Genomic DNA, 25,011 nt, shown 5'->3' with positions numbered 1-25,011 from the left:
CTGGCGCAGATTCTGCATCTCACGCCTATTCGCCGGTTTTCCGTCACCGGCCTCTGGAGGAATAGGATGCGTAGTCTGGTTTTGTTGCTGGCGTCGTTGGCGCTCAGTGGTTGCATGACCGTCAGCGATATGGCCGAAGGCACCCGCTATCAGATGAGCGACGCGGGCTTGCTCGACCACAGCGATACGCGCCGCACCGCTTCAATTCGTGTGCAGCCGGACTCCTTTATCTTTATCGCCCAGGGCGCTTTCGTGCCGCCTGGCAGTGCGTATCCACGCCCGAATGTGGTGGCCGAGGAAGCCTTCAACGGCTTTGTCGAATATTTCCCCATGGTGCGTCGCGCCCGTCAGCCCGAAGGCCTCGAACAGGCCATGGCCGAAGCGCGCGCGGCGGGGGCTCATTACCTGCTGTATTGCCGTTTTGCGGCAGCCGATGACCGTATCGGCAACGCCGACGAATGGACCGATCAGCAAGCCCTGGACCGCGTTGGCCTGGACAGCGGCGTGATCCAGATCATGCTGATCGAGACCAGCACCCAGTATTTGATCGATACTGCACGTATTCGCAGTCGTGGCGGTTTACTGACGTTCCACGACAACACGCCACAAGATCTGATTGCCCGGCCCCTGGCGCAGTACGCCCGGGGCTTGCTCGGCATGAGCAATCAGTAAGCCTGAGGAGACCTCCATGACCGATACCGCCAAAGCCAATGATCTGTTGGCGCAACTGCCCAAAGGCAAAGGGCCGGCGCCGGTGCATCTGTGGAACCCGGATTTCTGCGGCAATATAGACATGCGCATCGCCCGCGACGGCACCTGGTTCTATCAGGGCACGCCTATCGGGCGCAAACCCATGGTCAAGTTGTTCTCCAACATCATTCGCCGCGATGGCGATGATTATTTCCTGGTGACGCCGGTGGAAAAGGTCGGCATCACTGTCGATGACGCGCCGTTTGTCGCCGTCACGCTTGAGGTGCAAGGGCAGGGGGAGAGCCAGGTGCTGCGGTTTACCACTAATGTCGACGAACAGGTCGACGCCGGCCCTGAACACCCGCTGCGGGTGGTGATCGATCCGCTCACCGAGGAACCGGCGCCTTACCTGCGGGTGCGCAGCAACCTCGAGGCCCTGGTGCACCGCAACGCCTTCTATCAATTGGTCGAGCTGGCCGTAAGCCGTCCGCTCAACGGTCAGAACTGGCTTGGCGTATGGAGCAACGGGGAGTTTTTCCCAATTGGCCTTGAGCCCTGAAGCGGGCTTTTTGATTTTCCTGAAATAATTCGCTTGCTGGAAACGTCGTCTTTCGGTTATCAATTTGTACATGATTAGACATGTTCGATTCGATAAGAAAAAACGCGTCGTCGACGAACTCATCCGCCGTATCGAGGGTGGGGTGATGGCCGACGGTTTCCTGTTGCCGGGTGAGCATCAGCTCGCCGAAGAGTTTGCGGTCAGTCGTGGCACGCTGCGTGAAGCGCTGGCCGAGCTCAAGCGGCGTAACTATATCGCCACCCAAAGCGGTGTCGGCTCCATCGTCACCTTCGACGGCATGGGGCTCGACCAGCGTCATGGCTGGGCCCAGGCCCTGGCGGACACCGGCGCACAAGTCAGCACCGAGGTGCTGCGCTTCGAAGCGGTGACGCGTGCGGATCTGTTCAGCCGGTTTGGCAGCGAGCAGTTCATTGCCCTCGATCGCCTGCGCCGCACCGCCGACGGTACTGCGGTGTCGCTGGAGCGCTCGCTGATGCCGGCCACCGGCGACCTGGAAAGCCTGCCGCGCATCGGCCTGATCGACCATTCCCTGACCATCACCCTGGCGGCCTACGGCTATGTGGGCGCCACGGGTGACCAATGGATCGGCGCCGAGGCCCTGAGCGATGACGACGCCCAGTTACTTGGTCGTCCGGCCGGCACGGTATTTCTCAAGGCCTCGCGCACCACCTATGACCGTCGCGAGCGTTTCATGGAGCATGTTGAAAGCTTGCTCGACCCTGTGCATTTTCGTTTGCACCTGCAATTCGGGGCGTCCAAATGACTGCTGAAAACCGCGCGCTTGGCGCGTTTTATGGCCTGGCCCTGGGCGATGCGCTGGGCATGCCCACCCAATCCCTGAGCCGTGAGCAGGTCCGGCAGCGCTTCGGCGCCATCACCTCCCTGGAAGATGCCGGCCCCCACCAACCCATCGCGCCGAACATGCCCGCCGGTTCCATCACCGATGACACCGAGCAGGCGATCCTGGTCGGTGAGTTGTTGGTGGAAGGCCGCGGCACGATCGAGCCCGGCGTACTCGCCCGACGCCTGATCGACTGGGAAGCGGCCATGCGCGCCAAGGGTTCCCAGGACCTGCTCGGGCCGTCCACCAAGCGTGCGATCGATATGATCCTCGCCGGGCACACCCCCGAAGAATCCGGGCGCTATGGCACCACCAATGGCGCAGCCATGCGCATCACGCCGGTGGGCATCGCCGCCGATGTCAGCGACCCGGCGCGGTTTATCCAGGCGGTGATCCAGGCCTGCCAGGTCACCCACAACACCAGCCTGGGCATTGCCAGCGCGGCGGCGGTTGCGGCAGTGGTCTCGGCCGGTATCAACGGCGTGGACTTGGGCGAAGCGCTGAACATCGGCACTCAGGTTGCCCAACAGGCGGAACAGCATGGCCACTGGGTTGCCGGCGGACGTATGTCCACCCGCATCAGTTGGGCGCGCACCCTGAGCGTCGGCAGCGGCGACACCGCCCTGTTCACCGACTTGCTCTATGAATTGATTGGTACTTCCGTTGCTTCCCAGGAGTCGGTGGTGGTGTCGTTCGCCCTCGCGCAGCAGGTTGCGTCAGGCGACATGAACGCTTTCGAGGCGCTATGCCTGGCCGCGAGCCTGGGCGGCGACACCGACACCATCGCCGCAATTCTCGGCGCCATGCTCGGGGCCTGTCTGGGGACGCAGTGCTGGCCCGGGCCATTGATCGAGCAGGTCAAGCAGGTCAACAGCCTGGATCTGCAAGGGCTGGTTCAGGACCTGCTCGCCTTGCGCCAGGCATCACGTTGATCCGCCATTGAAGCTTTGCCACAACCATAACAATACAGGCACCAGGAGCACCCCCATGAGCAGCACCTCTTCCGGCCAAGGCGCCGGGCAATTGGAAACGCGCGGCATCGAGCCGGTCCCGGAAGGCGAGTGCAACGGGCATCCGCTGCAACTGTTCTGGGTCTGGTTCGCGGCCAATATCAGCATCCTCGGCCTGCCCCTGGGTGCCACCCTGGTTGCGTTTCGCGGCCTGGCCATCTGGCAGGCGATCATCGTCGCAATCCTGGGCGCTGCCGGTTCTTTCGCGGTGGTGGGCATCATTTCCATCGCCGGTCGCCGTGGCCGCGCGCCCAGCCTGACCTTGTCCCGCGCTATCTTCGGCGTACGCGGCAATATCGGGCCGACCCTGGTATCGCTGATGTCGCGCCTGGGCTGGGAAACGGTCAACACCACCACGGCTGCCTTTGTGTTGCTGTCGCTGTGCTCGATCCTGTTCGGTTCCCCGGTGGAAGCCAAGAGCGCGCCGTTGCTCACCCTGATCTTCATCGCGATTTTCGTGTTGCTGACCCTGGCCGTTTCGGGGCTGGGCCACGCCACCTTGCTGGTGATCCAGAAGTGGGCGACCTACGTGTTCGGCGCGCTGAACATTCTGGTGGGCGGCTTCCTTTGCGCCACCATCGACTGGAGCGCGGTATTCAACGCCACCCCGGCGCCGCTGAGCGCCATGATTATCGGCATCGGCACCATGGCGGCCGGTACCGGTATCGGTTGGGCCAATGCCGGTGCCGATATGTCGCGTTACCAGCACCGCAGCGTCAAGGCTGTGCGCCTGGTGGCCTCCGCCGCGTTCGGTGCGGGCATACCGCTGGTGTTGCTGATCACTCTCGGTGGCCTGCTGTCGGTGGGTAACAACGACCTGGCCTCGGCCACGGACCCGATCATTGCGATCCGCGACATGCTGCCGACCTGGATGGCGGTGCCGTACCTGATCACCGCGTTCGGCGGGCTGCTGTTGTCGAACAACCTGTCGGTGTATTCAGCCGGCCTCACCACCCTGACCCTGGGCTTGAAGGTCAAGCGCGTGCATGCGGTAATCGTCGATATCGTGGCGATTTTTGCCGGCTCCATTTACTTCATGCTGATCGCCGACAGTTTCTACGGTCCGTTCATTACCTTCATCTCGTTGCTGGCAGTACCGATTACCGCCTGGGTGGGGATTTTCGTGGTCGACCTGATCCACCGTCACTACTACAGCCCCAAGGATTTGCTGGATGTCAGCCCGAGCAGCGCCTACTGGTATCGCGGCGGTGTGGAGTGGCGCGCATTTGGCGCCTGGGCGCTGGCCATCGTGCTGGGGTTCAGCTTCACCACCATCGGCACCACCGCCGACAACATCTGGTTTGCCGGGCCGCTGTCCGATTCCTGGCTGGGCCATAACGGCCTTGGCTGGATTGTCACCTTCCTGGTGGCCGGCGGCGTATATGCCGTACTGGGCGGCGCTGCCGATCGACGTCCGGCGTCAGTCGAGCGCGCCAATGTCTAGATTGCTGCACACCGGACAGGTCATCGTCGACCTGGTCATGGCCCTCGATACCTTGCCGGCGAGCGGGGGCGACGTGTTGGCCAGGTCCGCCAGTTTCGAAACCGGCGGTGGCTTCAACGTCATGGCTGCCGCGCGGCGCAATGGTTTGCCGGTGGTTTACCTGGGGCGTCACGGCAGCGGCCGCTTTGGTGACTTGGCCCGCGCGGCGATGCAGGCAGAGGGCGTTGAAATGGCATTGCCGGCCAGCGGCGGTCAGGACACCGGTATCTGCGTGTCCCTGACCGAAGCCACTACTGAGCGCACGTTTATTTCCCATCTCGGCGCCGAGCGAGAGCTGAGTGCCGAGGACTTGGCCCAGGCAGTGCCGCGCAGTGATGACTACGTGTACGTCAGCGGTTACAGCCTGCTGCTTGAGGGCAAGGCGCAGGCGCTGATCGACTGGTTGCTGGCGCTGCCGTGCGAGATCGTGGTGGTGTTCGATCCGGGTCCGCTGGTCAAGGCGCCGGACTCGGCCTTGATGCGGGCGCTGCTGCCGCGTATCGATATCTGGACCAGCAATGGACCTGAAGCACTGGCGTTTACCGGTGCACCGGACATCGCCGCTGCGCTGCCCGCGTTGAGTCGGCACCTGCCCGCCAACACGCTGTTGGTGGTGCGCGATGGCCCGAACGGGTGCTGGGTAGGGCGGGCGGGCGACATCAGGCATGTGCCGGGTTTCAAGGTGCCGGCGGTGGACAGCAATGGCGCGGGGGATGCGCATGCCGGGGTAATGATTGCCGGACTGGCGAACGGCTTGACCCCCGCCGAGGCGGCGCGTCGAGCGAATGCAGCGGCGGCATTGGCGGTGACACGCTGGGGGCCGGCGACTGCTCCAGGCACTGCCGAAGTCGATACATTAGTTTCAGCATAAACACACATCAAACTGTGGGAGGGGGCTTGCCCCCGATTGCGGTGGGTCAGTTATAGATGAGCTGACTGATACACCGCTATCGGGGGCAAGCCCCCTCCCACATTTGGAACTCTATTCAGCCGGCCTTGCGCAGCGCCTGGATCAGCTCATCCTTACGCATGCTCGAACGCCCGGGAATATTTCTGGCCCGCGCTTCCTTCATCAGGCTTTCCTTGGTTTGCGTACCCAGCGACGCACGACTGCCGCGAGGATGCCCCTCACGGCTGGCCGCCGCTCGCTTGGCTGAATCCTGCTGGTCCTGTTTCTTCTTGGCCGGCGCCTTGCGCTGACCGGACCCGCCGGTTTTTTCACCGCCGCCGGACTGCTTGTTGACGGTAGCCCAGGCACGGGCTTCAGCTTCCTCCTTGGACACGCCCTTATGCTCATAACTGTCTTCAATATGAGCGGCCTTGCGTTTCTGTTCAGTGGTGTATTTGGCTTTGCTTCCACGAGGCATCGCTAAAACTCCTTCTGGCCCCAGCGCCGGGGCCAGAGCAGAAATGGAATCACTGCAAGCCTTGACCTTCGAGCTTGCGTGCTTCATCCACACCCGACGCGGTCAACTTGATCGGCAGGCTCAACGAGTATTCACCGGCGTCGTCGGTGGCCACATTCCCGTCCCTGATCAACCCTCGGTCCTGTAGAAACGCCAAGACACTGGCGACTTCTTTTTCACCGCGGTAGTTATCCAGCACCTCCTTGCCCAAGCCTTGCGGGTGAGCGTGGAGCAGGCGGGTGAGGACTTCCTTTTCGAGATCTCTATCGACGTTCATGTGTACCTCTTCACTGGGAAATGATCGGGTGTCGAGCGTGTCAGGCACGTATCAAGGTGCGGGTTGTTTCGGTGCGCCTGGCAGGTTCGAATCGTCGCCCTTATTGATCTTCGGTTCATTGACCGATGGGCCCATCTTGCCGTTGCCTACTGCAGCCGGAGCCTGGCGCTGGGTATCGTGGCCCTGGGTGTGCGGGTCGGCGGCGTTGGTGTTGTCGATGATCGCGCCGCCGTTGGTGTCCAGGCCCGTGCCCATCGAATCCTGGGATTCCTGAGTGGCAGGGCTTGGCGGGGTGCCGACCGGATCAGTCTTGCCGGTGGAAGACGTAGCGGCAAACGCGCTCAACGACGCGGCAGACAACAGGCCAGTGAGGGCCAGGGCAGCGAATTTGGAATTTTTCATGAGGGTGTCTCCATATGATTAATGTCCTTACCCTTGATTGGTCAGCCGCACTTTGCTGTTTGTGCCTTGATGGCGACGAACGGTCTTACGCGGCCTGTAAGATTTTGTGTACCTGTCATACGGAAATTGCGCTGCAATCAGTCATCAAAGCGTCTTAGTATGTGGGCTTTGAACTTGCCCAAGGCGCGCCCATGACCATCGAGATTCGCCCCGCCGTACCCAGCGATGCTGCGCAGATCCTGACGTTCATCACTGAACTGGCCGAGTATGAAAAAGCCCGGCACGAAGTGATCGCCAGCGTGGTGGATATTGAACGCAGTCTGTTCGGCGAGGGCGCCACCGCCCACGGCCTGATCTGTTCGCGCGATGGCGTGCCGATTGGCTTTGCGGTGTTCTTTTTCAGCTATTCCACATGGTTGGGCAGCAACTGCCTGTATCTGGAAGACCTCTATATCAACCCGGAGCAGCGCGGCGGCGGGGCGGGCAAGAAGTTGCTGCGCCACCTCGCCAGGATCGCTTGCGACAACGGCTGCGGGCGCTTCGAATGGAGCGTGCTGGACTGGAACGAGCCGGCGATTGCGTTCTACAAGTCCATCGGCGCGCAGCCCCAGGAAGAGTGGGTGCGCTACCGCATGGAGGGTAATGCGCTGAGGGATTTTGCCCAAGGCTGACAGGCGCCTGGAACCGGCCAAATGCGGCCGGTTTTTTTATGTATTTGCTCACATTATGGGATGTAAATTTATATATTGAGATGTTTCAATCAGTGGGTTTATAGTCGCTTGCATCAGCACTCACTACCAAAAATAAAACAGGTGAAGCGATGCAGGCACAACCGTTGTCCTTACCCGCCGTGCCCGAGCCGACCTATGGCGAGCGTCTCAAGCACAAAGTGGTGATCATCACCGGTGCCGCGCAAGGCATTGGCGAGGCCATCGTGGCGTGCTTCCAGGCGCAGCAGGCGCGGTTGGTGATCGCGGACATCCAGGGCGACAAGGTCGAAAAAGTCGCGACCCATTGGCGCGCAAGCGGCGCCGAGATTGTCGCGCAGGCGGTGGATATCACTTCCACAGAGCAATGGCAGGCATTGGTCAATGTGGCCATCGAGCGCTTCGGCCGCGTGGACGTGCTGGTCAACTGCGCCGGGGTCAATGTGTTTCGCGACCCGCTGCAAATGACCGACGAGGACTGGCGCCGCTGCTTCGCCATCGACCTTGACGGCGCCTGGTACGGTTGCCGCGCGGTGCTGCCGCACATGATCGAGCAGGGCATCGGCAACATCATCAACATTGCGTCCACCCATTCCAGCCACATCATTCCCGGCTGCTTTCCCTATCCTGTCGCCAAGCACGGCCTGCTCGGGCTCACTCGCGCCCTTGGCATCGAATACGCGCCCAAGGGCATCCGCGTGAATGCCATCGCTCCGGGCTATATCGAAACCCAGCTCAACGTCGACTACTGGAACGCTTTCCCCGACCCCCATGCAGAGCGCCAGCGGGCGTTTGACCTGCACCCGCCCAAGCGCATCGGCCAGCCCATCGAGGTGGCGATGAGCGCGCTGTTCCTGGCGACCGACGAGGCGCCCTTTATCAATGCCACCTGCCTGATGATCGATGGTGGGCGGTCTGTGATGTACCACGACTGAATCGTTTTCCAATAACAAAAAAGAGGTGGTCATGTTCAAGAAGACAATCGGCGCTGTGGCGCTTGCGTTGGCGTTCAGTGGGTTCGCATCCGCTGAAGAAGTGAAGATCGGTTTCCTGGTCAAGCAGGCCGAGGAGCCTTGGTTCCAGACCGAATGGGCCTTTGCCGAAAAAGCCGGCAAGGAGCACGGTTTCACGGTGATCAAGATCGCCGTGCCGGATGGCGAGAAAACCCTGTCGGCCATCGACAGCCTGGCCGCCAACGGCGCCAAGGGCTTTGTGATCTGCCCGCCCGACGTGTCCCTGGGCCCGGCGATTGTTGCCAAGGCCAAGGTCAACGGCTTGAAAGTGATGGCCGTGGACGACCGCTTCGTCGATGCCAAGGGCAACTTCATGGAGGACGTGCCGTATCTGGGCATGGCCGCGTTTGAAGTCGGCCAGAAACAGGGCGCCGCCATGGCCGCTGAAGCGAAAAAACGCGGCTGGGACTGGAAGGACACCTACGCGGTGATCAACACCTTCAACGAACTCGACACCGGCAAGAAACGCACCGACGGCTCGATCAAATCCCTGGAAGAAGCCGGCATTCCCAAGGACCACATCCTCACCGCCGCGCTTAAAACCCTCGATGTACCCGGCAGCATGGACGCCACCAACTCGGCCCTGGTCAAGCTGCCCAGCGGCGCGAAAAACCTGATCATCGGCGGCATGAACGACAACACCGTACTGGGTGGCGTACGTGCCACCGAAAGCGCCGGCTTCAAGGCCGCCAATGTGATCGGCATCGGCATCAATGGCACCGACGCCATCGGCGAGTTGAAGAAAGCCGACAGCGGCTTCTTCGGCTCCATGTTGCCAAGCCCGCATATCGAGGGCTACAACACCGCGCTGGCGATGTACGAGTGGGTTACCACCGGCAAGGAACCGGCAAAATACACCGCCATGGATGAAGTGACTTTGATCACCCGCGCCAACTTCCAGGAAGAACTGACCAAAATCGGCCTGTGGAAATGACCGGCGCGGCCTTGCGTTTCAACGGCATCGGCAAGGAGTTTCCCGGTGTGAAAGCCCTGGCGCAGATCAGCTTTGAAGCGCGGCCGCACTCGGTACATGCGCTGATGGGCGAGAACGGCGCGGGTAAATCGACGCTGCTGAAGATCCTCGGCGGCGCCTATATCCCCAGCAGCGGCACGGTGCAGATCGGCGAGCAGACCATGGCGTTCAAGTGTGCCGCCGACAGCATTGCCAGCGGCGTGGCGGTGATCCACCAGGAGCTGCACCTGGTGCCGGAAATGACCGTGGCCGAGAACCTGTTCCTCGGGCATATGCCGTCACGCTTCGGCGTGGTCAACCGGGGCCTGCTGCGCCAGCAGGCGCTGGCCTGTCTCAAGGGCCTGGCCGATGAAATCGATCCCGAAGAGAAACTCGGCCGCCTGTCCCTGGGCCAGCGTCAATTGGTGGAAATCGCCAAGGCGCTGTCCCGTGGCGCCCATGTGATCGCCTTCGATGAACCGACCAGCAGCCTTTCGGCGCGGGAAATCGACCGCTTGATGGCGATCATCACGCGCCTGCGTGATGAGGGCAAAGTGGTGCTTTATGTATCGCACCGCATGGAAGAAGTGTTCCGTATCTGCAATGCGGTGACGGTGTTCAAGGATGGCCGCTTCGTGCGCACCTTCGAAGACATGAGCGCGCTGACTCATGACCAGTTGGTGACCTGCATGGTCGGCCGCGATATCCAGGACATCTATGATTACCGCCCGCGTGAGCAGGGCGAAGTGGCGCTCAAGGTCGACGGCCTGCTCGGCCCCGGCCTGCGCGAACCGATCAGTTTCAACGTGCGCAAAGGCGAAATCCTCGGCCTGTTCGGGCTGGTGGGGGCAGGGCGCACGGAGCTGTTCCGCCTGCTCAGTGGCCTGGAGCGTGCCAGCGCTGGCAACCTGGAACTGTGCGGTGAGCCGCTGCAATTGCGCTCACCGCGCGATGCCATCGCGGTCGGTGTGTTGCTGTGCCCGGAAGACCGCAAGAAGGAGGGCATCATTCCACTGTCCAGCGTCGCCGAGAACATCAACATCAGTGCCCGTGGCGCGCATTCGGCGTTCGGCTGGCTGTTGCGCGATGGCTGGGAGAAGGGCAACGCCGACGGGCAAATCAAGGCCATGAAGGTCAAGACGCCCAGCGCCGAACAGAAAATCATGTATCTCTCCGGCGGCAACCAACAAAAGGCCATTCTCGGCCGCTGGCTGTCGATGCCGATGAAGGTGCTGCTGCTGGACGAGCCCACGCGCGGCATCGACATCGGCGCCAAATCGGAGATCTATCAGATCATTCACAACCTCGCGGCGCAGGGCATTGCGGTGATCGTGGTGTCCAGCGACCTGATGGAGGTCATGGGTATTTCCGACCGCATTCTGGTAATGAGCGAAGGTGCCCTCACGGGCGAGTTATCCCATGACCAGGCGGATGAAGCACGACTGCTGCAACTGGCACTTCCGCGTACGCGGGCTTGAAGAACAAGAGGGCACAGGTATGTCTCAGGTAAAAACGGCAAAAGGCTTCTGGCCAGGGTTCAACCAACGCAAGTTTCTCGATGACTGGGTGATGTTATTGGCCGCCTTGGGCATCTTTGTGCTCAGCGCGTTGTTCATCGACAACTTCCTTTCACCCCTGAACATGCGCGGCCTTGGCCTGGCGATTTCCACCGTGGGCATCGCCGCGTGCACCATGCTGTTCTGCCTGGCGTCGGGGCATTTCGACTTGTCGGTGGGCTCGGTGATCGCCTGCGCCGGCGTAGTGGCGGGCATTGTGATCCGCGACACCGACAGCGTGATGCTCGGCGTGTCGGCTGCCCTGGCCATGGGCCTGGTGGTGGGGCTGATCAACGGCATCGTCATCGCCAAACTGCGCATCAACGCACTGATCGCGACCTTGGCGACCATGCAGATCGTACGCGGCCTGGCCTACATCTTCTCCAACGGCAAGGCGGTGGGGGTGATGGATGAAGGCTTCTTCGTGTTCGGCAACGGCCAACTGCTGGGCGTGCCGGTGCCGATCATCATTACCGTGTTGTGCTTTGTGTTCTTTGGCTGGCTGCTCAACTACACCACCTATGGGCGCAACACCATGGCCATTGGCGGTAACCAGGAAGCGGCGCTGCTGGCGGGGGTCAACGTTGATCGCACCAAGATCATCATCTTTGCCGTACACGGTCTGATCGGCGCGCTGGCCGGGGTGATCCTGGCCTCGCGCATGACCTCGGGCCAGCCGATGATCGGCCAGGGTTTCGAGCTGACGGTGATATCGGCGTGCGTGCTGGGCGGGGTGTCGTTGAGCGGCGGTATCGGCATGATCCGCCATGTGATTGCCGGGGTGCTGATCCTGGCGATCATCGAGAACGCGATGAACCTGAAGAACATCGACACGTTTTACCAGTACGTGATCCGCGGCTCGATCCTGCTGCTGGCGGTCATCATCGACCGCATGAAGCAACGCTGATCCCGAGCCATATGAGGATCAAAATGTGGGAGGGGGCTTGCCCCCGATAGCGGTGGATCAGCTACAGATGCATCAACTGACCCACAGCAATCGGGGGCAAGCCCCCTCCCACATTGGATGCCCGTGTTCAGGAGGGCAGCTTTTGCCATAATGGCGCCGTTTTCGTACTTCCCAATAGGCCCGACATGCAGGAAAACGCTCACTCCCCCGTCAAAGACGCAGCCCCCACCGGCACCCAGACCCTGCTGCGTGGCCTGGGCGTGGTGCAGGCGGTGGCGGCCGGCGCGCGGGATCTGAAAGAGATCGCCCGGCGTATCGGCACCACCCGCAGCACCACTCACCGCCTGGCCAGTTGCCTGGTGGAGGAGCGTTACCTGCGCGTGGTGCCGCAGGTCGGTTACCTGCTGGGGCCCAAGCTTATCGAGCTGGGGTTCCAGGCGCGCGAAGAGCTGCCCTTGGTCAACCTGGCGGTGCCTTACCTGGACGAGTTGTCAGCCCTCACCGGCGACACCATTCACCTGGCAATTCGCGAATACGACGAGGTGCTCTACCTGCACAAGAACCCCGGCCGCAATGGGCCGGAAATGCGCTCGCGAGTGGGCCATCGCATGCCGCTGGCGCGCACCGGCATCGGCAAGGCGTTGATGCTCGATGACAGTGTGGAGGAATGGCAGCGCCTGTACCAAGTCAGCCTGCCGGCGGGGGGCAGGAACCTGCAATGGCCGCAGCACCCCGAGCAGTCCTGGGCGCAGTTCGAGCAGCGCATGCATGAATACGTGGTGGGCGGTTATGCGTTTGACCTGGAAGACAACGAACCGTCGATCCGTTGCGTCGCGGCACCGGTGCGCGATGCCAGCCGGCGAATCGTCGCCGGCATCAGCATCGCCAGTACCGTGCCCTACATGCCGCTGGAGAAAATGGCCGAGCTGATCCCTGTGATCAAACAGGTCGCGGCCCGGCTCTCGGCGCAACTGGGCGCGAAGGCCTGATCAGGCCTTCAGGGTCGCCATGTCGATGACGAAGCGATACTTCACATCACCGGCGATCATGCGGGTGTAGGCCTCGTTGATCTGGCGGATGTCGAGCATCTCGATGTCGCAAGTGATCCCATGTTCGGCGCAGAAATCCAAGACTTCCTGGGTTTCGGCAATGCCGCCGATCAGCGAGCCGGCCAGCACTTTACGGCCCAATACCAGTTTGGCGGCGTTGACGGGCGGGTCCACCGGCTCGATCAGGCCGACCAGGATATGCACGCCGTCAAAGCGCAGAACGTCGAGGTAGGGGTTCAGGTCATGCTGCACCGGGATGGTGTCGAGCAGGAAGTCGAAGTGCCCGGCGGCGGCTTTCATCTGCTCGGCATCGGTGGACACGATCACATGGTCGGCGCCCTGGCGGCGGCCTTCTTCAGCCTTGCTCGCCGAGCGGGTGAACAGCGTCACTTCGGCGCCCATGGCCTTGGCGAACTTGATGCCCATATGGCCCAGGCCGCCCATGCCGAGAATCCCGACCTTGTCGCCGGCCTTCACGCCGTAGTGCTTGAGCGGCGAGTAGGTGGTGATGCCCGCGCAGAGAATCGGTGCGGCGCTGGCCAGGTCGAGCCTGGCCGGAATCTTCACCACGAAGTGCTCGCTGACCACGATGCTGTCGGAGTAGCCGCCCATGGTGTTGCTGCCGTCAACGCGGTCCGGGGTGGCGTAGGTCATGGTCGGGCCTTCGAGGCAGTATTGCTCCAGATCCGATTGGCAGGCGTCGCAGTGACGGCACGAATCGACCATGCAGCCCACGCCGACCAGGTCACCGACCTTGTGCGCAGTAACACTGGCGCCGATGGCAGTGACTTTGCCGACGATTTCATGGCCGGGCATCAGCGGGTATACCGCGATGCCCCATTCATTGCGCGCCTGGTGGATATCGGAGTGGCACACGCCGCAGTAGAGAATCTCGATGGCCACGTCATCGGCGCGCGGGCTGCGGCGTTCAAACGACATGGGGGCGAGGGGAGTGGTGGCCGACTGGGCGGCGTAACCGATAGCGGTGTACATAGGGAAACCTCGCAACTGCATTGAAAAGTGAGGCGGGCCATTCTCCTCATTGACCTTGCGTGCGGCCATGGCGATTGCTCCGAGTCTCATGCCTATTCGTCCGACAGTGCCCCTTGTTTGGATGCATGTGGCGCCAGACCTGCGATGATGTTCTTATCCCTTTTTCGCGAAGTTTTTTGCCATGCTGTTGACCCGCCATCTCGACGCCAACGCCACCCTGGTTTCCTTGATCGAGGGGCTTGCCTCCCGCGACGGCTTTTCGCCGACTCACTTGCCTGGCGTAAAGGTGTTGCGTGCCAGTTGCGACGTGGCGCGTGGGCCGCAGATCTACGAGCCGAGCCTGATGTTCGTGGCTCAGGGCAGCAAGGTCGCCTATCTGGGCCCGCGTACGTTGGAGTATGGCGCCGGGCATTACCTGATCCAGGCCATGCCGGTGCCGTTCGAGTGCGAGACGTTTGCCATGGCCCCCGGGGCGCCGTTGCTCGGCGTGACGGTCGGCATTGATCGAGTGGTGCTGGGGGAATTGGTCATGGCGATGGGCATGCAAGCCGGACCGCCGCCGGCGGCGCAGACCCTGGAGTCGATGAGTTCGGTGGTGCTCGATGACGCCATGCGCGGGTGCGTCGAACGGCTGTTGCAGTGCCTGCACGATCCGCTGGAGAGCCGGATCATGGGGCCGGCGCGGGTGCGTGAATTATTGTTCACCGCGTTGCGTGGTCCCCAGGCCGATGTGTTGCGTGCATTGGTGGAGCAGCAGGGGCAGTTTTCGCGCATTGCCACGTCCCTGAACCACCTGCATGCCCATTACGCCGAACCGCTGAATATCGAGACGCTGGCTGGTTTTGCGCACATGAGTGCGTCGACCTTTCACGAACACTTCAAGCGCTGCACGCTGTTGTCGCCGGTGCAGTATCTCAAGCGCCTGCGGTTACTCAAGGCCCAGCAGCTGTTGCTGGTCGACGGCATGGGCGTGGCGCAGGCGGCGCATAGCGTGGGGTATCAGAGTACGTCGCAGTTCAGTCGTGAGTACAAGCGTTACTTCCTGCGTAACCCCGGCGAAGAACGGGCCGCCTAAATCTTGCTGACACTCTGGAGTCAAAATGTGGGAGGGGGCTTGCCCCCGATAGCGGTGGGTCAGCCACAGATTGCTAACTGATACACCGTCATCGGGGGCAAGCCCCCTCCCACACTTGATCTGTGTCGCCCACAAAAAAGGCTCCCAATTGGGAGCCTCAGTTGGCTTTACATATTCGGGTAAGTCGGTCCGCCCGCACCTTCCGGCGTAACCCAGGTAATGTTCTGCGAAGGGTCCTTGATGTCACAGGTCTTGCAGTGCACGCAGTTCTGGGCGTTGATCTGGAAGCGCTTTTCGCCGTCTTCTTTAGTCACCACTTCATACACGCCGGCCGGGCAGTAACGCTGCGCCGGTTCATCGTAGAGCGGCAGGTTGGTGCCGATCGGGATGCTCGGGTCTTTGAGCTTCAGGTGGCACGGCTGCTCTTCTTCGTGGTTGGTACCGGAGATGAACACCGAGCTCAGCTTGTCGAAGCTCAGCTTGCCGTCGGGTTTGGGGTAATCGATCTTCTGGCTGTCCTTGGCCAGCTTGAGGCAGGCGTAGTCCGGCTTGGTGTCGTGCAGGGTAAAAGGAATCCTGCCGCCAAAAATGTTCTGGTCGAGCCAGTTGAAGCCGCCGCCGAGGATGGCGCCGAATTTGTGCACGGCCGGGCCGAAATTGCGGCTGGCGAACAGTTCTTCGTACAACCAACTGGCCTTGAAGCTGTCGACATACGCGGTCAGTTCATCACCGCCTTCGGATTCGGCAAACAGGCGGTCGGCTACCGCGTCGGCCGCGAGCATGCCGGACTTCATCGCGGTATGGCTGCCCTTGATCTTGGCGAAGTTCAGGGTGCCGAGGTCGCAACCGATCAGCGCGCCACCCTTGAATACCATCTTGGGCAGCGAGTTCAGGCCGCCTTTGCAGATCGCGCGTGCGCCATAGCTGACGCGCTTGCCGCCTTCCAGGTATTGGGCCAGTACCGGGTGATGCTTGAGACGCTGGAACTCGTCGAAGGGCGACAGGAAAGTATTGCTGTAGGACAGGTCCACGATCAGGCCGACCACCACCTGGTTGTTTTCCAGGTGATACAGGAACGAGCCACCGGTGTTCTCGTTACCCATGATGTCCAGCGGCCAACCGGCGGTGTGCACCACCAGGCCCGGCTGATGTTTGGCCGGATCGATTTCCCAGATTTCCTTGAGGCCGATGCCGTAGTGCTGGGCATCGGCGTCGCTGTCCAGGTTGAAGCGCTGGATCAGTTGCTTGCCGATATGCCCACGGCAGCCTTCGGCGAACAGCGTGTACTTGCCGCGCAGCTCCATGCCCGGGGTGTACAGGCCCTCTTTGGGCTTGCCTTCGCGGTCGACGCCCAGATCACCGGTGATGATGCCGCGCACCACGCCGTTTTCATCGAACAGCGCTTCCTGAGCGGCAAAGCCTGGGTAGATTTCCACGCCCAGGTTCTCGGCCTGCTGGGCCAGCCAGCGGCACAGGTTGCCCAGGGAAATAATGTAGTTGCCTTCGTTGTGCATGGTCTTGGGCACAAAAAAGTCGGGAACCTTGCTGGAGGTGTCGCTGCTGCGCAGTACATAGATGTCGTCGCGCACGACCGGTGTGTTGAGCGGGGCGCCCAGTGCTTTCCAGTCCGGGAACAGTTCGTTCAGGGCGCGTGGTTCGAACACGGCACCGGAGAGGATGTGTGCGCCCACTTCGGAGCCTTTCTCGACCACGCAGACGCTGATTTCCTTACCGGCTTCGGCGGCCTTCTGCTTCAGTCGGCAGGCGGCGGACAGGCCCGCCGGGCCGGCGCCGACGATGACCACGTCGAATTCCATGTATTCGCGTTCCACAGGCTATCTCCTACTCAAGGCTCAACGGGCTTTTTTTCTAATGGTTGGAGGTTCGGTAGCGTCATGCTGCAACGGCACGACCCACCTTTCTCTCTAGGTGGCGCATTATATCTACACCACCGGCAGCGTCCAATACAAACGTTTGTTTGAATTGCCCGCAGGCTAGGTAAATCAAAGCAACGCGGCTTATGACTGACCATTTTGCCGTATTGACCAGAATAGACGTTCCGGTCAATATACGGTCGGTTTTGCGCTGACCGTAGGCAGACTGCTGGTTTCAAGAGCACGTCCAAAAGCAAGACAGGTGACGCGCGCGCAATTATGGCGCGCAGTTTACACGCTGCGATTAAGAATGACTTCTCGGTCACCCCTGACGAACGGTCATTACTTCTCCATCGCTGGGTCATCCGCCGACCGTTTTGGAGGTGCCCTTGTGTGCCGATGAGCATCAACCGCCAGGTTCGCCTAGGCGACTTTCTTTTCACCGGAGAGTAACGAGGAATCCATGAAGGTTCTTGTAGCTGTCAAACGCGTTGTCGATTACAACGTGAAAGTTCGCGTCAAGGCGGACAATTCCGGCGTCGACCTTGCTAACGTCAAGATGTCGATGAACCCATTCTGTGAAATCGCCGTGGAAGAAGCCGTACGCCTGAAAGAGAAAGGCGTGGCGACCGAGATCGTCGTGGTTTCCATCGGCCCGACCACTGCCCAGGAGCAATTGCGTACCGCCCTGGCACTGGGCGCCGACCGCGCTATCCTGGTCGAGTCCGCTGAAGAGCTGACCTCCCTGGCCGTGGCCAAGTTGCTCAAGGCCGTTGTCGACAAGGAACAGCCGCAACTGGTGATCCTCGGCAAACAAGCCATCGACAGCGACAACAACCAGACTGGCCAGATGCTGGCTGCACTGACCGGTTACGGTCAGGGCACTTTCGCTTCCAAAGTCGAAGTGAGTGGCGACAGCGTTGCGGTCACCCGTGAAATCGACGGCGGCGCGCAGACGGTTTCCCTGAAACTGCCGGCCATCGTCACTACCGACCTGCGTTTGAACGAGCCGCGCTACGCGTCCCTGCCGAACATCATGAAAGCCAAGAAGAAGCCGCTTGAAGTGCTGACTCCGGATGCTTTGGGCGTTTCCACCGCCTCCACCAACAAGACCGTCAAGGTTGAAGCACCGGCTGCACGCAGCGCGGGCATCAAGGTCAAGTCGGTGGCTGAACTGGTCGAGAAACTGAAAAACGAAGCGAAGGTGATCTGAACATGACTATCCTCGTAATCGCCGAACACGATAACAAGGTGCTGGCCCCGGCCACCCTGAACACCGTGGCCGCTGCCGCTAAAATCGGTGGCGACATCCACGTGCTGGTTGCAGGTCAAGCCGCTGGCCCGGTAGCCGAAGCCGCAGCCAAAATCGCCGGCGTGAGCAAAGTGCTCAACGCCGACAATGCCGCCTACGCGCATCAGTTGCCGGAAAACGTTGCGCCGCTGGTTGCAGAGTTGGGCAAGAGCTACAGCCACATCCTGGCCGCCGCCACTTCCAACGGCAAAAACATCCTGCCACGCGTTGCCGCGCAGCTGGACGTTGACCAGATCTCCGAGATCATCTCGGTTGAAAGCGCCGACACCTTCAAGCGCCCGATCTACGCCGGTAACGCCATCGCTACCGTGCAGTCCAACGCTGCGGTCATGGTCATCACCGTACGCGCCACCGGTTTCGACCCGGTGGCCGCTGAAGGCGGTTCGGCTACCGTTGAAGCCGTCGCTGCCGCCCACGACGCCGGTACTTCCAGCTTTGTCGGCGAAGAGCTGGCCAAGTCGGATCGCCCGGAGCTGACCGCTGCCAAGATCGTCGTTTCCGGCGGGCGTGGCATGCAGAACGGTGACAACTTCAAGCACCTGTACGCCCTGGCCGACAAGCTGGGCGCGGCGGTCGGCGCTTCCCGCGCGGCCGTCGACGCAGGCTTCGTACCCAACGACATGCAGGTCGGCCAGACCGGCAAGATCGTTGCGCCACAGCTGTACATTGCTGTCGGTATCTCCGGCGCGATCCAGCACTTGGCCGGTATGAAAGACTCCAAGGTGATCGTTGCGATCAACAAGGACGAAGAAGCACCGATCTTCCAGGTGGCTGATTATGGCCTGGTGGCGGACTTGTTCGAAGCCGTACCCGAGTTGGAGAAGCTGGTCTAATCCAGTCGCTTCACTTATAAAGAGCCCGGTCTTGTGACCGGGCTTTTTTTTGACGTGTTGGAGCACCTCGCCATGCAACTGCGTTCCCTGATCCCGCTGCTGGGCCTTACGCTGCTGCCGACCTTGTCGCTGGCGGCCGGCAAATGCGAGCGTCTGGTCATTACCGGCAGCCCGGATGCGCCGCCGTTGCTGTGGCGCGACCCGCAGGACCCGACTCACCTGATCGGCGCCACCGCCGATGTGCTGCAACAAGTGGCCACGGACCTGGGTCTGAAAATCGATCTGCTTTACGGCGGCAAGCGCTCCCTGGCGCTGGAGGAAGTGCGCAGCGGGCGCATGGATATCCTCGCCGATGCGCCGTTGAACCTCGGCGAGCTGGAAAACCTCGACTACATACACCCGGCGCTGATGCAGATCGATTACCTGGTGTGGACGCGCAAGGACTCGCCCCTGGTCTATACCACCGCTGCCGACTTGCACGGCCATAAGGGCGCCGCATCGGAGCGTGCTCGCCTGAGTGCAGGGTTCGACACCTTTGCCGGCGAGCAACTGAGCCTGCAGCGTCTGCCCAGCCTGACGCCGGCGTTCCAGAAGCTGTTGCTGGGGGAGGTTGACTATGTGCTCGCCAGCCGCTATTCCGGCATGGCCATGGTCCAGACCCTGGGCATGCACAATGACCTGGCCGCGCGCGACATACCGATCGACCAGCCCGGCCTGTACCTGGCCATATCCCACAATTCAGCCTGCAATGATCCGTGGCTGCGCGGACAGTTGGCAAAAAAGATGACAGAATTGCCCGCGTCCGGTGCCGCGGAAGCCGCGTTGCAGCGCAATATCGAGCGCTGGAAGGCGCAATTGCAACAATCTGTCGGCACCCCAACAAAGTAGGGATTTTCAGTGACTCTTCGACCTCTTTACGCGGCCCTGGCCGTTGTCGCTCTGGCGGGATGTGCCACCGATCCTGCGCCGACTGAACAGATGCGCCTGACCCAGCAAGCCGTTGAGCAAGCCAACGCGGTCGGCGCCAATACCGATGAATCGCCCGAGCTGAAACTGGCCGAAGACAAATTTGCCAGGGCCAAAGGCAACATGGCCGACCAGTCCTACAAACATGCCCGCATGCGCGCCGAACAGGCCGAGCTGGATGCACGTCTGGCCGAGGCCAAAGTGCTGACCGCCAAGAGCCAGGAACAATTGAACGTGGTTAATACCCGCATCGCGCGCCTGCGCAAGCAGTTGCAGTTGGGAGAAGCCCAATGATCCGCGGTTTGAGTGTTGCATTACTGCTCAGCAGCGCGGCGCTGGGCGGCTGTGCCAGCCAACCCAGCAGCGAGCAGGCATTGCAGCAGGCCGGCAGTGACTTTCAGTTGGTCAAGGAAGACGCCAATGTATTGCGTTTCGCGCCCAAGGATGTGATCCGCGCCGGGGAGTCCCTGGCGCGTGCCGATCGCCTGTCCAGCTATTGGGGCAGCGGCGCCGACGTGGTGCATTACGCCTACCTGAGCCAGCGCTACAGTGCCATCGCCCGTGAGCACACCGAGCAGGGGCTGAACGCCGAGCGCCTTGCCAAACTCGAGCTGGAACGCCAGCGCCTGCAATTGGCGTTGCGTGAAAGCAAGTTGGCCAGCGTGCAGCAGCAGGGCAAGTGGGTCGAACAGCAAATCGCCAGCCTGACCACACAGACCGAGCGTGGCCTGGTGATGACCCTGGGTGACGTACTGTTCGATACCGGCGAAGCCGAGTTGCAGAACTCAGCCAACCGTACGGTGTTGAAGGTCGTGCAGTTCCTGCAACTGAACCCCAGGCGCAAGGTGCGCATCGAGGGCTATACCGATGATACCGGGGGCGAACACGACAACCTGAACCTATCCCGCGACCGCGCTCAGGCGGTGGCCGATGTGCTGGTCGACCTGGGGATCGACGAGAAACGCATCCAGGTTGAGGGGTATGGCGACAAATACCCGGTGGAGGCCAATGCTTCGGAGCGTGGCCGTGCGCAGAACCGCCGAGTGGAAATTGTGTTCTCCGACGAAAAAGGCCAACTGGGCGCCGCTCGCTAAGAACCAAGCCCGGATCAAAATGTGGGAGGGGGCTTGCCCCCGATTGCAGGGGGCCAGTCACAGATGTGCCTACTGACACTCCCTCATCGGGGCGTAGGCATCTACACAACTCTGTAGCGTTCAACCGTAACCACGATGCGAAGCGAGTCGCTCTTGATCTTGATCTGCTTTTGATCTTGATCTCAGGCGCCCCGTTAAACCACGCTGGCCGAACGCAGGTTTGAATCCGTGGGTAACCCGGCAGGACGCCGGGTTAGCCGCACTGGGCCATGGATGGCCCATTGCGGCGGCCCACGGATTCAAGCCTGCGTTCGGGCACACCGAGCCCAAGCGAGGTGCCGAGTGGTGGGGCAAGAGCGTTTTGCTTACTTTTGCGCTTTTCAAAAGTGAGCCGCTGTAAAAGCGGAACCCTAAGTGGCCGTGACCTAAATAATGGATATGTACTCGGTCTGATCCAACATCCTGGTCGGCCCTAAGGCCGCCATCGGGGGCAAGCCCCCTCCCACATTTGGACCGGGATCGACACCAACATCCTGGTCGGCCCAGAGGCCGTCATCGGGGGCAAGTCGAATCGTCGCACCGCCCCTCCCACATTTGGACCGGGATCGACACCAACATCCTGGTCAGCCCAGAGGCCGCCATCGGGAGCTAGCTCCCCCGCCACATGTCGGTGTCATATCAAAGCTGTGCAGATACCTATGCTCATCGGGGGCAAGCCCCTCCCACATTTCGTCAGGTGTACGCCCTTACAGTTTTTTCTGTCACTGCGGCCCGCGCTCGACTATTGTGGCAACTGTCCCCGTACACTTCTAAACTGTGCCGGTATGTTTCACACAAAAATAAAATACCCGTGAAATCGAGTGCTGCGTCATGACCAATCTGTTGCTCTACCAACGTATTGCCCAGCAATTGGCTGAGGACATCCGGCGTGGTGTCTATCAGCCGGGGGAGCGTGTGCCTTCGGTGCGCAAGATGAGCTCCCAGCTCAATGTGAGCCATGCCACGGTATTGCAGGCCTATGCCAATCTGGAAGATCAGGGGCTGATCCGGGCGCGACCGCAATCGGGTTATTACGTGCACCAGACACCGGCGCTCACGGCGCCAACGCCGGACATCGCGCGGGTTGAACGTCCTGGGCTGGTCACCCGCAGCAGCATCATCCAGCAAGTGCTGGTCGAGTCGCGCCGTGAAGGCGTGTTCCCACTGGGCGCGGCGGTGCCGAGTGTGGATTACCTGCCGGTACGGGCGTTGCACCAGCAGCTGGCCAAGGTCACACGCTTTCAGAGCCCGCGTGCTTTCAGCTACATGTTCAGCCCGGGTTTTGAACCGCTGCGACGTCAGGTGGCGATTCGCATGCGCGATGCCGGCGTGGTGGTGGACCCCTCCGACGTGGTGATCACCCACGGCTGCGTCGATGCGCTGCAAATGTCTCTGCGCGTGCTGACGCGCCCCGGCGACCTGATCGCCGCCGAGTCCCCGACCTATTACGGTTTGCTGCAATTGGCCGACCTGCTGGGCCTCAAGGTTATCGAGATCCCCAGCGACCCGGCCACCGGCATGAGCCTGGAAGCCCTGCAACTGGCGGCCAACCAGTGGTCGATCAAGGCGCTGGTGCTGACTACGCGCCTGAGCAATCCGTTGGGCGGCACCATGCCCGAAGAGCGGCAGAAACAATTGTTGCGGCTGGCCTCGGATTTCGATATCCAGATCGTCGAAGACGATATCTACGGCGAGCTGATGTTCGAACTGGGCCGCACCAAGGCCCTCAAAGCCTATGACCGGCTTGACCGAGTCATCTATTGCTCGAGTTTTTCCAAGACCTTGTCCCCTGGGGTGCGCATCGGTTGGATGATTGCCGGCAAGTACCAGCAGGAAATCCAGCGTCTGCAGATGTTCAGCACCCACTCGGCGTGCAGCGTCACCCAGATGGGCGTTGCCGCTTACCTGGAGAACGGCGGTTACGACCGGCACCTGCGTTACATTCGCCAGGAATACCGCAAGAATCTCAGCGCCTTCCAACTGGCAGTGCAGCAGTATTTCCCCGAAGGCACACAGATGACGCGCCCGACCGGCGGCTTTATTTTGTGGGTCAGTTTGCCGGGAAGGGTCAATACCCAGGAACTGCATGTGCGCGCCCTGCAACAGGGCATCAGTATCGCGCCGGGGTTGATTTTCAGTAATACGGAACAGTTCAACCACTGTATCCGGCTCAATTGCGGCACCCCGTGGAACCGCGAGGCAGAACGTGCGCTGATGACCCTGGGCATGCTTGCCAGCCAGTTGTGCCAGGAGACGGCGTCGGGCTTTTGAGCGGGGCAAAGGGGACAGGATTGATCTGCGTGCTTGTCATGCTGCGCACAACGAGCGAGCATATGGCCTTCTGCCGTTAATGCTGTTGGCGATATGACCTCTATTTTTCGCGCTGTCTGGATGGTTGGCTTGTTAAGCCTGTGCAATGTTGGCGCTGCGCTGGCGGCGTCGCCCGTGACGCAAACCCAGTCTGCTGCAGGCACTGAGCAGAAGACCCCGGCGCAAAAAACAGCACCGGTAAAAAAAACGCAGACCAGGAAGAAAACCGCCAAGTCGAAAAAGCGCGCACCCATTGCGAGCAAAACCAAGTCCGCTCGCGAAGTCGCCCAGACCAAGCTGCCGCCGGCCCAGTTGGATCTGTCCCTGCCGTCTGACATGGTCAGGCTGCTGCAACCCATCGGCACCATGCCCAAGCCCAAGAGCGTGCCGCTATTGCCGCCGATGTTCAGTGAAAGACCTTCCGACAACAGCGCATTTCAAATCAACGGCCGCTTGCTCAGCAACGAGATGAAGCTGCAATTGCGTAACGAAGAGCGGCGCGACGTGGAAGGTGCCGCGCTGGATTTCGAATTCAAGCAATAAACGTCTGACCCTCAGTGACTCCCGCTCCCGACCATCTGTCGCAGACTGGTCGGTCATCTTGGTTTTGTACGAAAAACCCCTGTTGGACCATTTTAAAACGGCTGTTTAAGGGCGTACTCTAGCCCGGCCATCCCATTGAGTTGTCGAGGACCTGCTGGTCATGAAATGCCGTGAAGGCTGTGGCGCTTGCTGCATCGCTCCCTCCATCAGTTCGCCTTTGCCGGGAATGCCCCAGGGCAAACCTGCGGGCGAACGCTGCCTGCACTTGTCGGTCGAACACCTGTGCCAGCTGTTCGGCCAACCGGAGCGGCCGGCGGTGTGCAGCGATTTCAAGGCAGATATCGACGTCTGCGGCAACGACCAGACCGATGCGATCCGCTTGATCGGCTGGTGGGAGCAGATGACGGCGGCTTGATGGGCTTTACTATCGGAACTTCAACAATAAGGAATACATCGATGGGTTCGCTGAAACGAATGGCTGTGGTCTGTGGCTTTACAATGATGTTCGCGGGCGCTGCCCAGGCCGAGGATTGGCAAGTGGCCAAGGACGAGGATGGGATCAAAGTGTCCCTGAGCGAAGTGGCCGGTTCAAAGTACAAGGCCTATCGCGGGGTGACGGTGATCAAGGCGCCAGTCGCGAAGATCGTTGCACTGCAGGAGGACGTAGCGGGCGCCTGCAAGTGGATTCATGAGTGCAAATCCCAGAAGCTCGTCGACAAGAAAGGCGATGAGGCCTGGACTTACACCCAGTTCAAGGCCCCGTTCCCCGTCACGGATCGTGATTCCTATATCCATGTCACCACCACCAAGTCAGCCGCCGGCACCGTAACGCGCAAACTGGAGGGAGTGCCGACCTACAAGCCTGAAGAAAAAGGCTATGTGCGGGTGGCCCAGGTGGAAGGTTCCTGGACGCTGGTGCCCAAAGGCGCCAACGAAACCGAAGTGACCTACCAGGTGCACACCGAGCCAGGCGGCAGCGTGCCGTCGTGGTTGGCCAACAAGTTTGTGGTGGACGCGCCGTTCAACACCTTGAAAGCCCTGAAGGAACACGCCGAGCAGTAAGCGCGGCGAATCCTGTGCCTCCTGCCTTGAGTGGAAC

27 protein-coding genes are annotated in these 25,011 nt (G+C 61.1%); 22 read left to right on the top strand and 5 right to left on the bottom strand.

All coding sequences use genetic code 11. The features are described from left to right. Positions 1-66 precede the first annotated feature (66 nt). From MRY17_RS19230 to MRY17_RS19205, 6 genes are all read left to right on the top strand, one after another. Positions 67-672 (top strand): DUF4823 domain-containing protein, encoded by a 606-nt coding sequence (locus tag MRY17_RS19230; RefSeq protein ID WP_181283077.1) that lies wholly within the window; start codon positions 67-69, stop codon positions 670-672. Positions 673-688: 16 nt separating this feature from the next. Further along, complete coding sequence (locus MRY17_RS19225; RefSeq protein ID WP_243352702.1) at positions 689-1,249, top strand: DUF1285 domain-containing protein; 561 nt, start codon at positions 689-691, stop codon at positions 1,247-1,249. A gap of 70 nt (positions 1,250-1,319) precedes the next feature. Further along, a complete protein-coding gene (locus MRY17_RS19220) occupies positions 1,320-2,033 on the top strand; it encodes a GntR family transcriptional regulator (RefSeq protein WP_181283079.1) in 714 nt (237 codons plus the stop codon). Then, entirely contained in the window at positions 2,030-3,043 is a 1,014-nt protein-coding gene (locus MRY17_RS19215) for an ADP-ribosylglycohydrolase family protein (protein WP_181283080.1), read from the top strand. Before MRY17_RS19220 ends, MRY17_RS19215 begins: the two co-directional genes overlap by 4 nt. A 55-nt stretch (positions 3,044-3,098) precedes the next feature. After that, entirely contained in the window at positions 3,099-4,565 is a 1,467-nt protein-coding gene (locus tag MRY17_RS19210; RefSeq protein ID WP_243352701.1) for a purine-cytosine permease family protein, read from the top strand. Next, complete coding sequence (locus MRY17_RS19205) at positions 4,558-5,475, top strand: PfkB family carbohydrate kinase (RefSeq protein WP_243352700.1); 918 nt, start codon at positions 4,558-4,560, stop codon at positions 5,473-5,475. Before MRY17_RS19210 ends, MRY17_RS19205 begins: the two co-directional genes overlap by 8 nt. Positions 5,476-5,590: 115 nt before the next feature. On the opposite strand, the gene MRY17_RS19200 is transcribed toward MRY17_RS19205, so the two are convergent. The 3 genes from MRY17_RS19200 to MRY17_RS19190 are packed head-to-tail and all read right to left on the bottom strand — an operon-like array spanning position 5,591 to position 6,689. Continuing rightward, a complete protein-coding gene (locus MRY17_RS19200; protein WP_191956918.1) occupies positions 5,591-5,971 on the bottom strand; it encodes a Rho termination factor N-terminal domain-containing protein in 381 nt (126 codons plus the stop codon). A 49-nt stretch (positions 5,972-6,020) separates the two neighbouring features. Continuing rightward, positions 6,021-6,287 (bottom strand): hypothetical protein, encoded by a 267-nt coding sequence (locus tag MRY17_RS19195; protein ID WP_181285469.1) that lies wholly within the window; start codon positions 6,285-6,287, stop codon positions 6,021-6,023. Positions 6,288-6,338: 51 nt separating this feature from the next. Beyond that, on the bottom strand, positions 6,339-6,689 hold the full coding sequence (locus tag MRY17_RS19190; protein ID WP_181285470.1) for a hypothetical protein: 351 nt from the start codon (positions 6,687-6,689) through the stop codon (positions 6,339-6,341). A 191-nt stretch (positions 6,690-6,880) separates the two neighbouring features. On the opposite strand from MRY17_RS19190, the gene MRY17_RS19185 reads away from it, so the two are divergent. The 6 genes from MRY17_RS19185 to MRY17_RS19160 all read left to right on the top strand — a co-directional run bounded on the left by MRY17_RS19185 (position 6,881) and on the right by MRY17_RS19160 (position 12,813). Beyond that, positions 6,881-7,360, top strand: coding sequence for a GNAT family N-acetyltransferase (locus tag MRY17_RS19185; protein WP_181285471.1), 480 nt, complete (start codon positions 6,881-6,883; stop codon positions 7,358-7,360). 149 nt (positions 7,361-7,509) lie between these two features. Continuing rightward, positions 7,510-8,331, top strand: coding sequence for an SDR family oxidoreductase (locus MRY17_RS19180; RefSeq protein WP_181285472.1), 822 nt, complete (start codon positions 7,510-7,512; stop codon positions 8,329-8,331). 31 nt (positions 8,332-8,362) lie between these two features. Beyond that, the gene (locus MRY17_RS19175; RefSeq protein ID WP_181285473.1) at positions 8,363-9,343 is read left to right on the top strand and encodes a substrate-binding domain-containing protein; all 981 of its coding nucleotides are present in this window, start codon (positions 8,363-8,365) and stop codon (positions 9,341-9,343) included. Continuing rightward, positions 9,340-10,839 (top strand): L-arabinose ABC transporter ATP-binding protein AraG, encoded by a 1,500-nt coding sequence (gene araG / locus MRY17_RS19170; RefSeq protein ID WP_243352699.1) that lies wholly within the window; start codon positions 9,340-9,342, stop codon positions 10,837-10,839. Before MRY17_RS19175 ends, araG begins: the two co-directional genes overlap by 4 nt. A 19-nt stretch (positions 10,840-10,858) precedes the next feature. Continuing rightward, complete coding sequence (gene araH, locus MRY17_RS19165) at positions 10,859-11,824, top strand: L-arabinose ABC transporter permease AraH (RefSeq protein WP_181283891.1); 966 nt, start codon at positions 10,859-10,861, stop codon at positions 11,822-11,824. A gap of 185 nt (positions 11,825-12,009) precedes the next feature. Continuing rightward, on the top strand, positions 12,010-12,813 hold the full coding sequence (locus MRY17_RS19160) for an IclR family transcriptional regulator (protein ID WP_181283892.1): 804 nt from the start codon (positions 12,010-12,012) through the stop codon (positions 12,811-12,813). Here the strand turns inward: MRY17_RS19160 and MRY17_RS19155 are convergent, their stop codons facing one another. Then, the gene (locus MRY17_RS19155) at positions 12,814-13,866 is read right to left on the bottom strand and encodes an NAD(P)-dependent alcohol dehydrogenase (RefSeq protein WP_243353955.1); all 1,053 of its coding nucleotides are present in this window, start codon (positions 13,864-13,866) and stop codon (positions 12,814-12,816) included. It lies immediately after the preceding gene. A gap of 181 nt (positions 13,867-14,047) precedes the next feature. Here MRY17_RS19155 and MRY17_RS19150 point away from each other — a divergent pair, with 181 nt between their 5' ends. Then, entirely contained in the window at positions 14,048-14,941 is an 894-nt protein-coding gene (locus MRY17_RS19150) for an AraC family transcriptional regulator (protein WP_057721141.1), read from the top strand. Between the two features lie 167 nt (positions 14,942-15,108). Here MRY17_RS19150 and MRY17_RS19145 read toward each other — a convergent pair whose 3' ends face one another. Next, positions 15,109-16,773 (bottom strand): electron transfer flavoprotein-ubiquinone oxidoreductase, encoded by a 1,665-nt coding sequence (locus MRY17_RS19145; RefSeq protein ID WP_191955489.1) that lies wholly within the window; start codon positions 16,771-16,773, stop codon positions 15,109-15,111. A gap of 505 nt (positions 16,774-17,278) precedes the next feature. Between MRY17_RS19145 and MRY17_RS19140 the strand changes: the two genes are divergently transcribed. The 9 genes from MRY17_RS19140 to MRY17_RS19100 all read left to right on the top strand — a co-directional run bounded on the left by MRY17_RS19140 (position 17,279) and on the right by MRY17_RS19100 (position 24,974). Further along, positions 17,279-18,028, top strand: a complete 750-nt coding sequence (locus MRY17_RS19140) for an electron transfer flavoprotein subunit beta/FixA family protein (RefSeq protein ID WP_024076934.1) — start codon at positions 17,279-17,281, stop codon at positions 18,026-18,028. Between the two features lie 2 nt (positions 18,029-18,030). Beyond that, a complete protein-coding gene (locus MRY17_RS19135; RefSeq protein ID WP_243352698.1) occupies positions 18,031-18,960 on the top strand; it encodes an electron transfer flavoprotein subunit alpha/FixB family protein in 930 nt (309 codons plus the stop codon). A gap of 72 nt (positions 18,961-19,032) precedes the next feature. Continuing rightward, a complete protein-coding gene (locus MRY17_RS19130) occupies positions 19,033-19,848 on the top strand; it encodes a substrate-binding periplasmic protein (RefSeq protein ID WP_243352697.1) in 816 nt (271 codons plus the stop codon). A gap of 9 nt (positions 19,849-19,857) precedes the next feature. Then, entirely contained in the window at positions 19,858-20,220 is a 363-nt protein-coding gene (locus tag MRY17_RS19125) for a DUF4398 domain-containing protein (protein ID WP_181283896.1), read from the top strand. Further along, on the top strand, positions 20,217-21,020 hold the full coding sequence (locus MRY17_RS19120; protein ID WP_243352696.1) for an OmpA family protein: 804 nt from the start codon (positions 20,217-20,219) through the stop codon (positions 21,018-21,020). The genes MRY17_RS19125 and MRY17_RS19120 overlap by 4 nt, the downstream gene beginning before the upstream one ends. A gap of 870 nt (positions 21,021-21,890) precedes the next feature. Further along, complete coding sequence (locus tag MRY17_RS19115) at positions 21,891-23,330, top strand: PLP-dependent aminotransferase family protein (protein WP_191952233.1); 1,440 nt, start codon at positions 21,891-21,893, stop codon at positions 23,328-23,330. Between the two features lie 93 nt (positions 23,331-23,423). Continuing rightward, positions 23,424-23,912 (top strand): translation initiation factor 2, encoded by a 489-nt coding sequence (locus MRY17_RS19110; RefSeq protein WP_243352695.1) that lies wholly within the window; start codon positions 23,424-23,426, stop codon positions 23,910-23,912. Between the two features lie 160 nt (positions 23,913-24,072). Next, positions 24,073-24,327 (top strand): YkgJ family cysteine cluster protein, encoded by a 255-nt coding sequence (locus MRY17_RS19105; RefSeq protein WP_181284591.1) that lies wholly within the window; start codon positions 24,073-24,075, stop codon positions 24,325-24,327. A gap of 41 nt (positions 24,328-24,368) precedes the next feature. Next, positions 24,369-24,974 (top strand): START domain-containing protein, encoded by a 606-nt coding sequence (locus MRY17_RS19100; protein ID WP_191952231.1) that lies wholly within the window; start codon positions 24,369-24,371, stop codon positions 24,972-24,974. Positions 24,975-25,011: the final 37 nt, after the last annotated feature.

This window comes from Pseudomonas orientalis, from assembly GCF_022807995.1.
GTDB classification, from domain to species: Bacteria; Pseudomonadota; Gammaproteobacteria; order Pseudomonadales; family Pseudomonadaceae; genus Aquipseudomonas; species Aquipseudomonas orientalis_B.
This window is presented reverse-complemented; position numbering and strand designations above follow the sequence as displayed.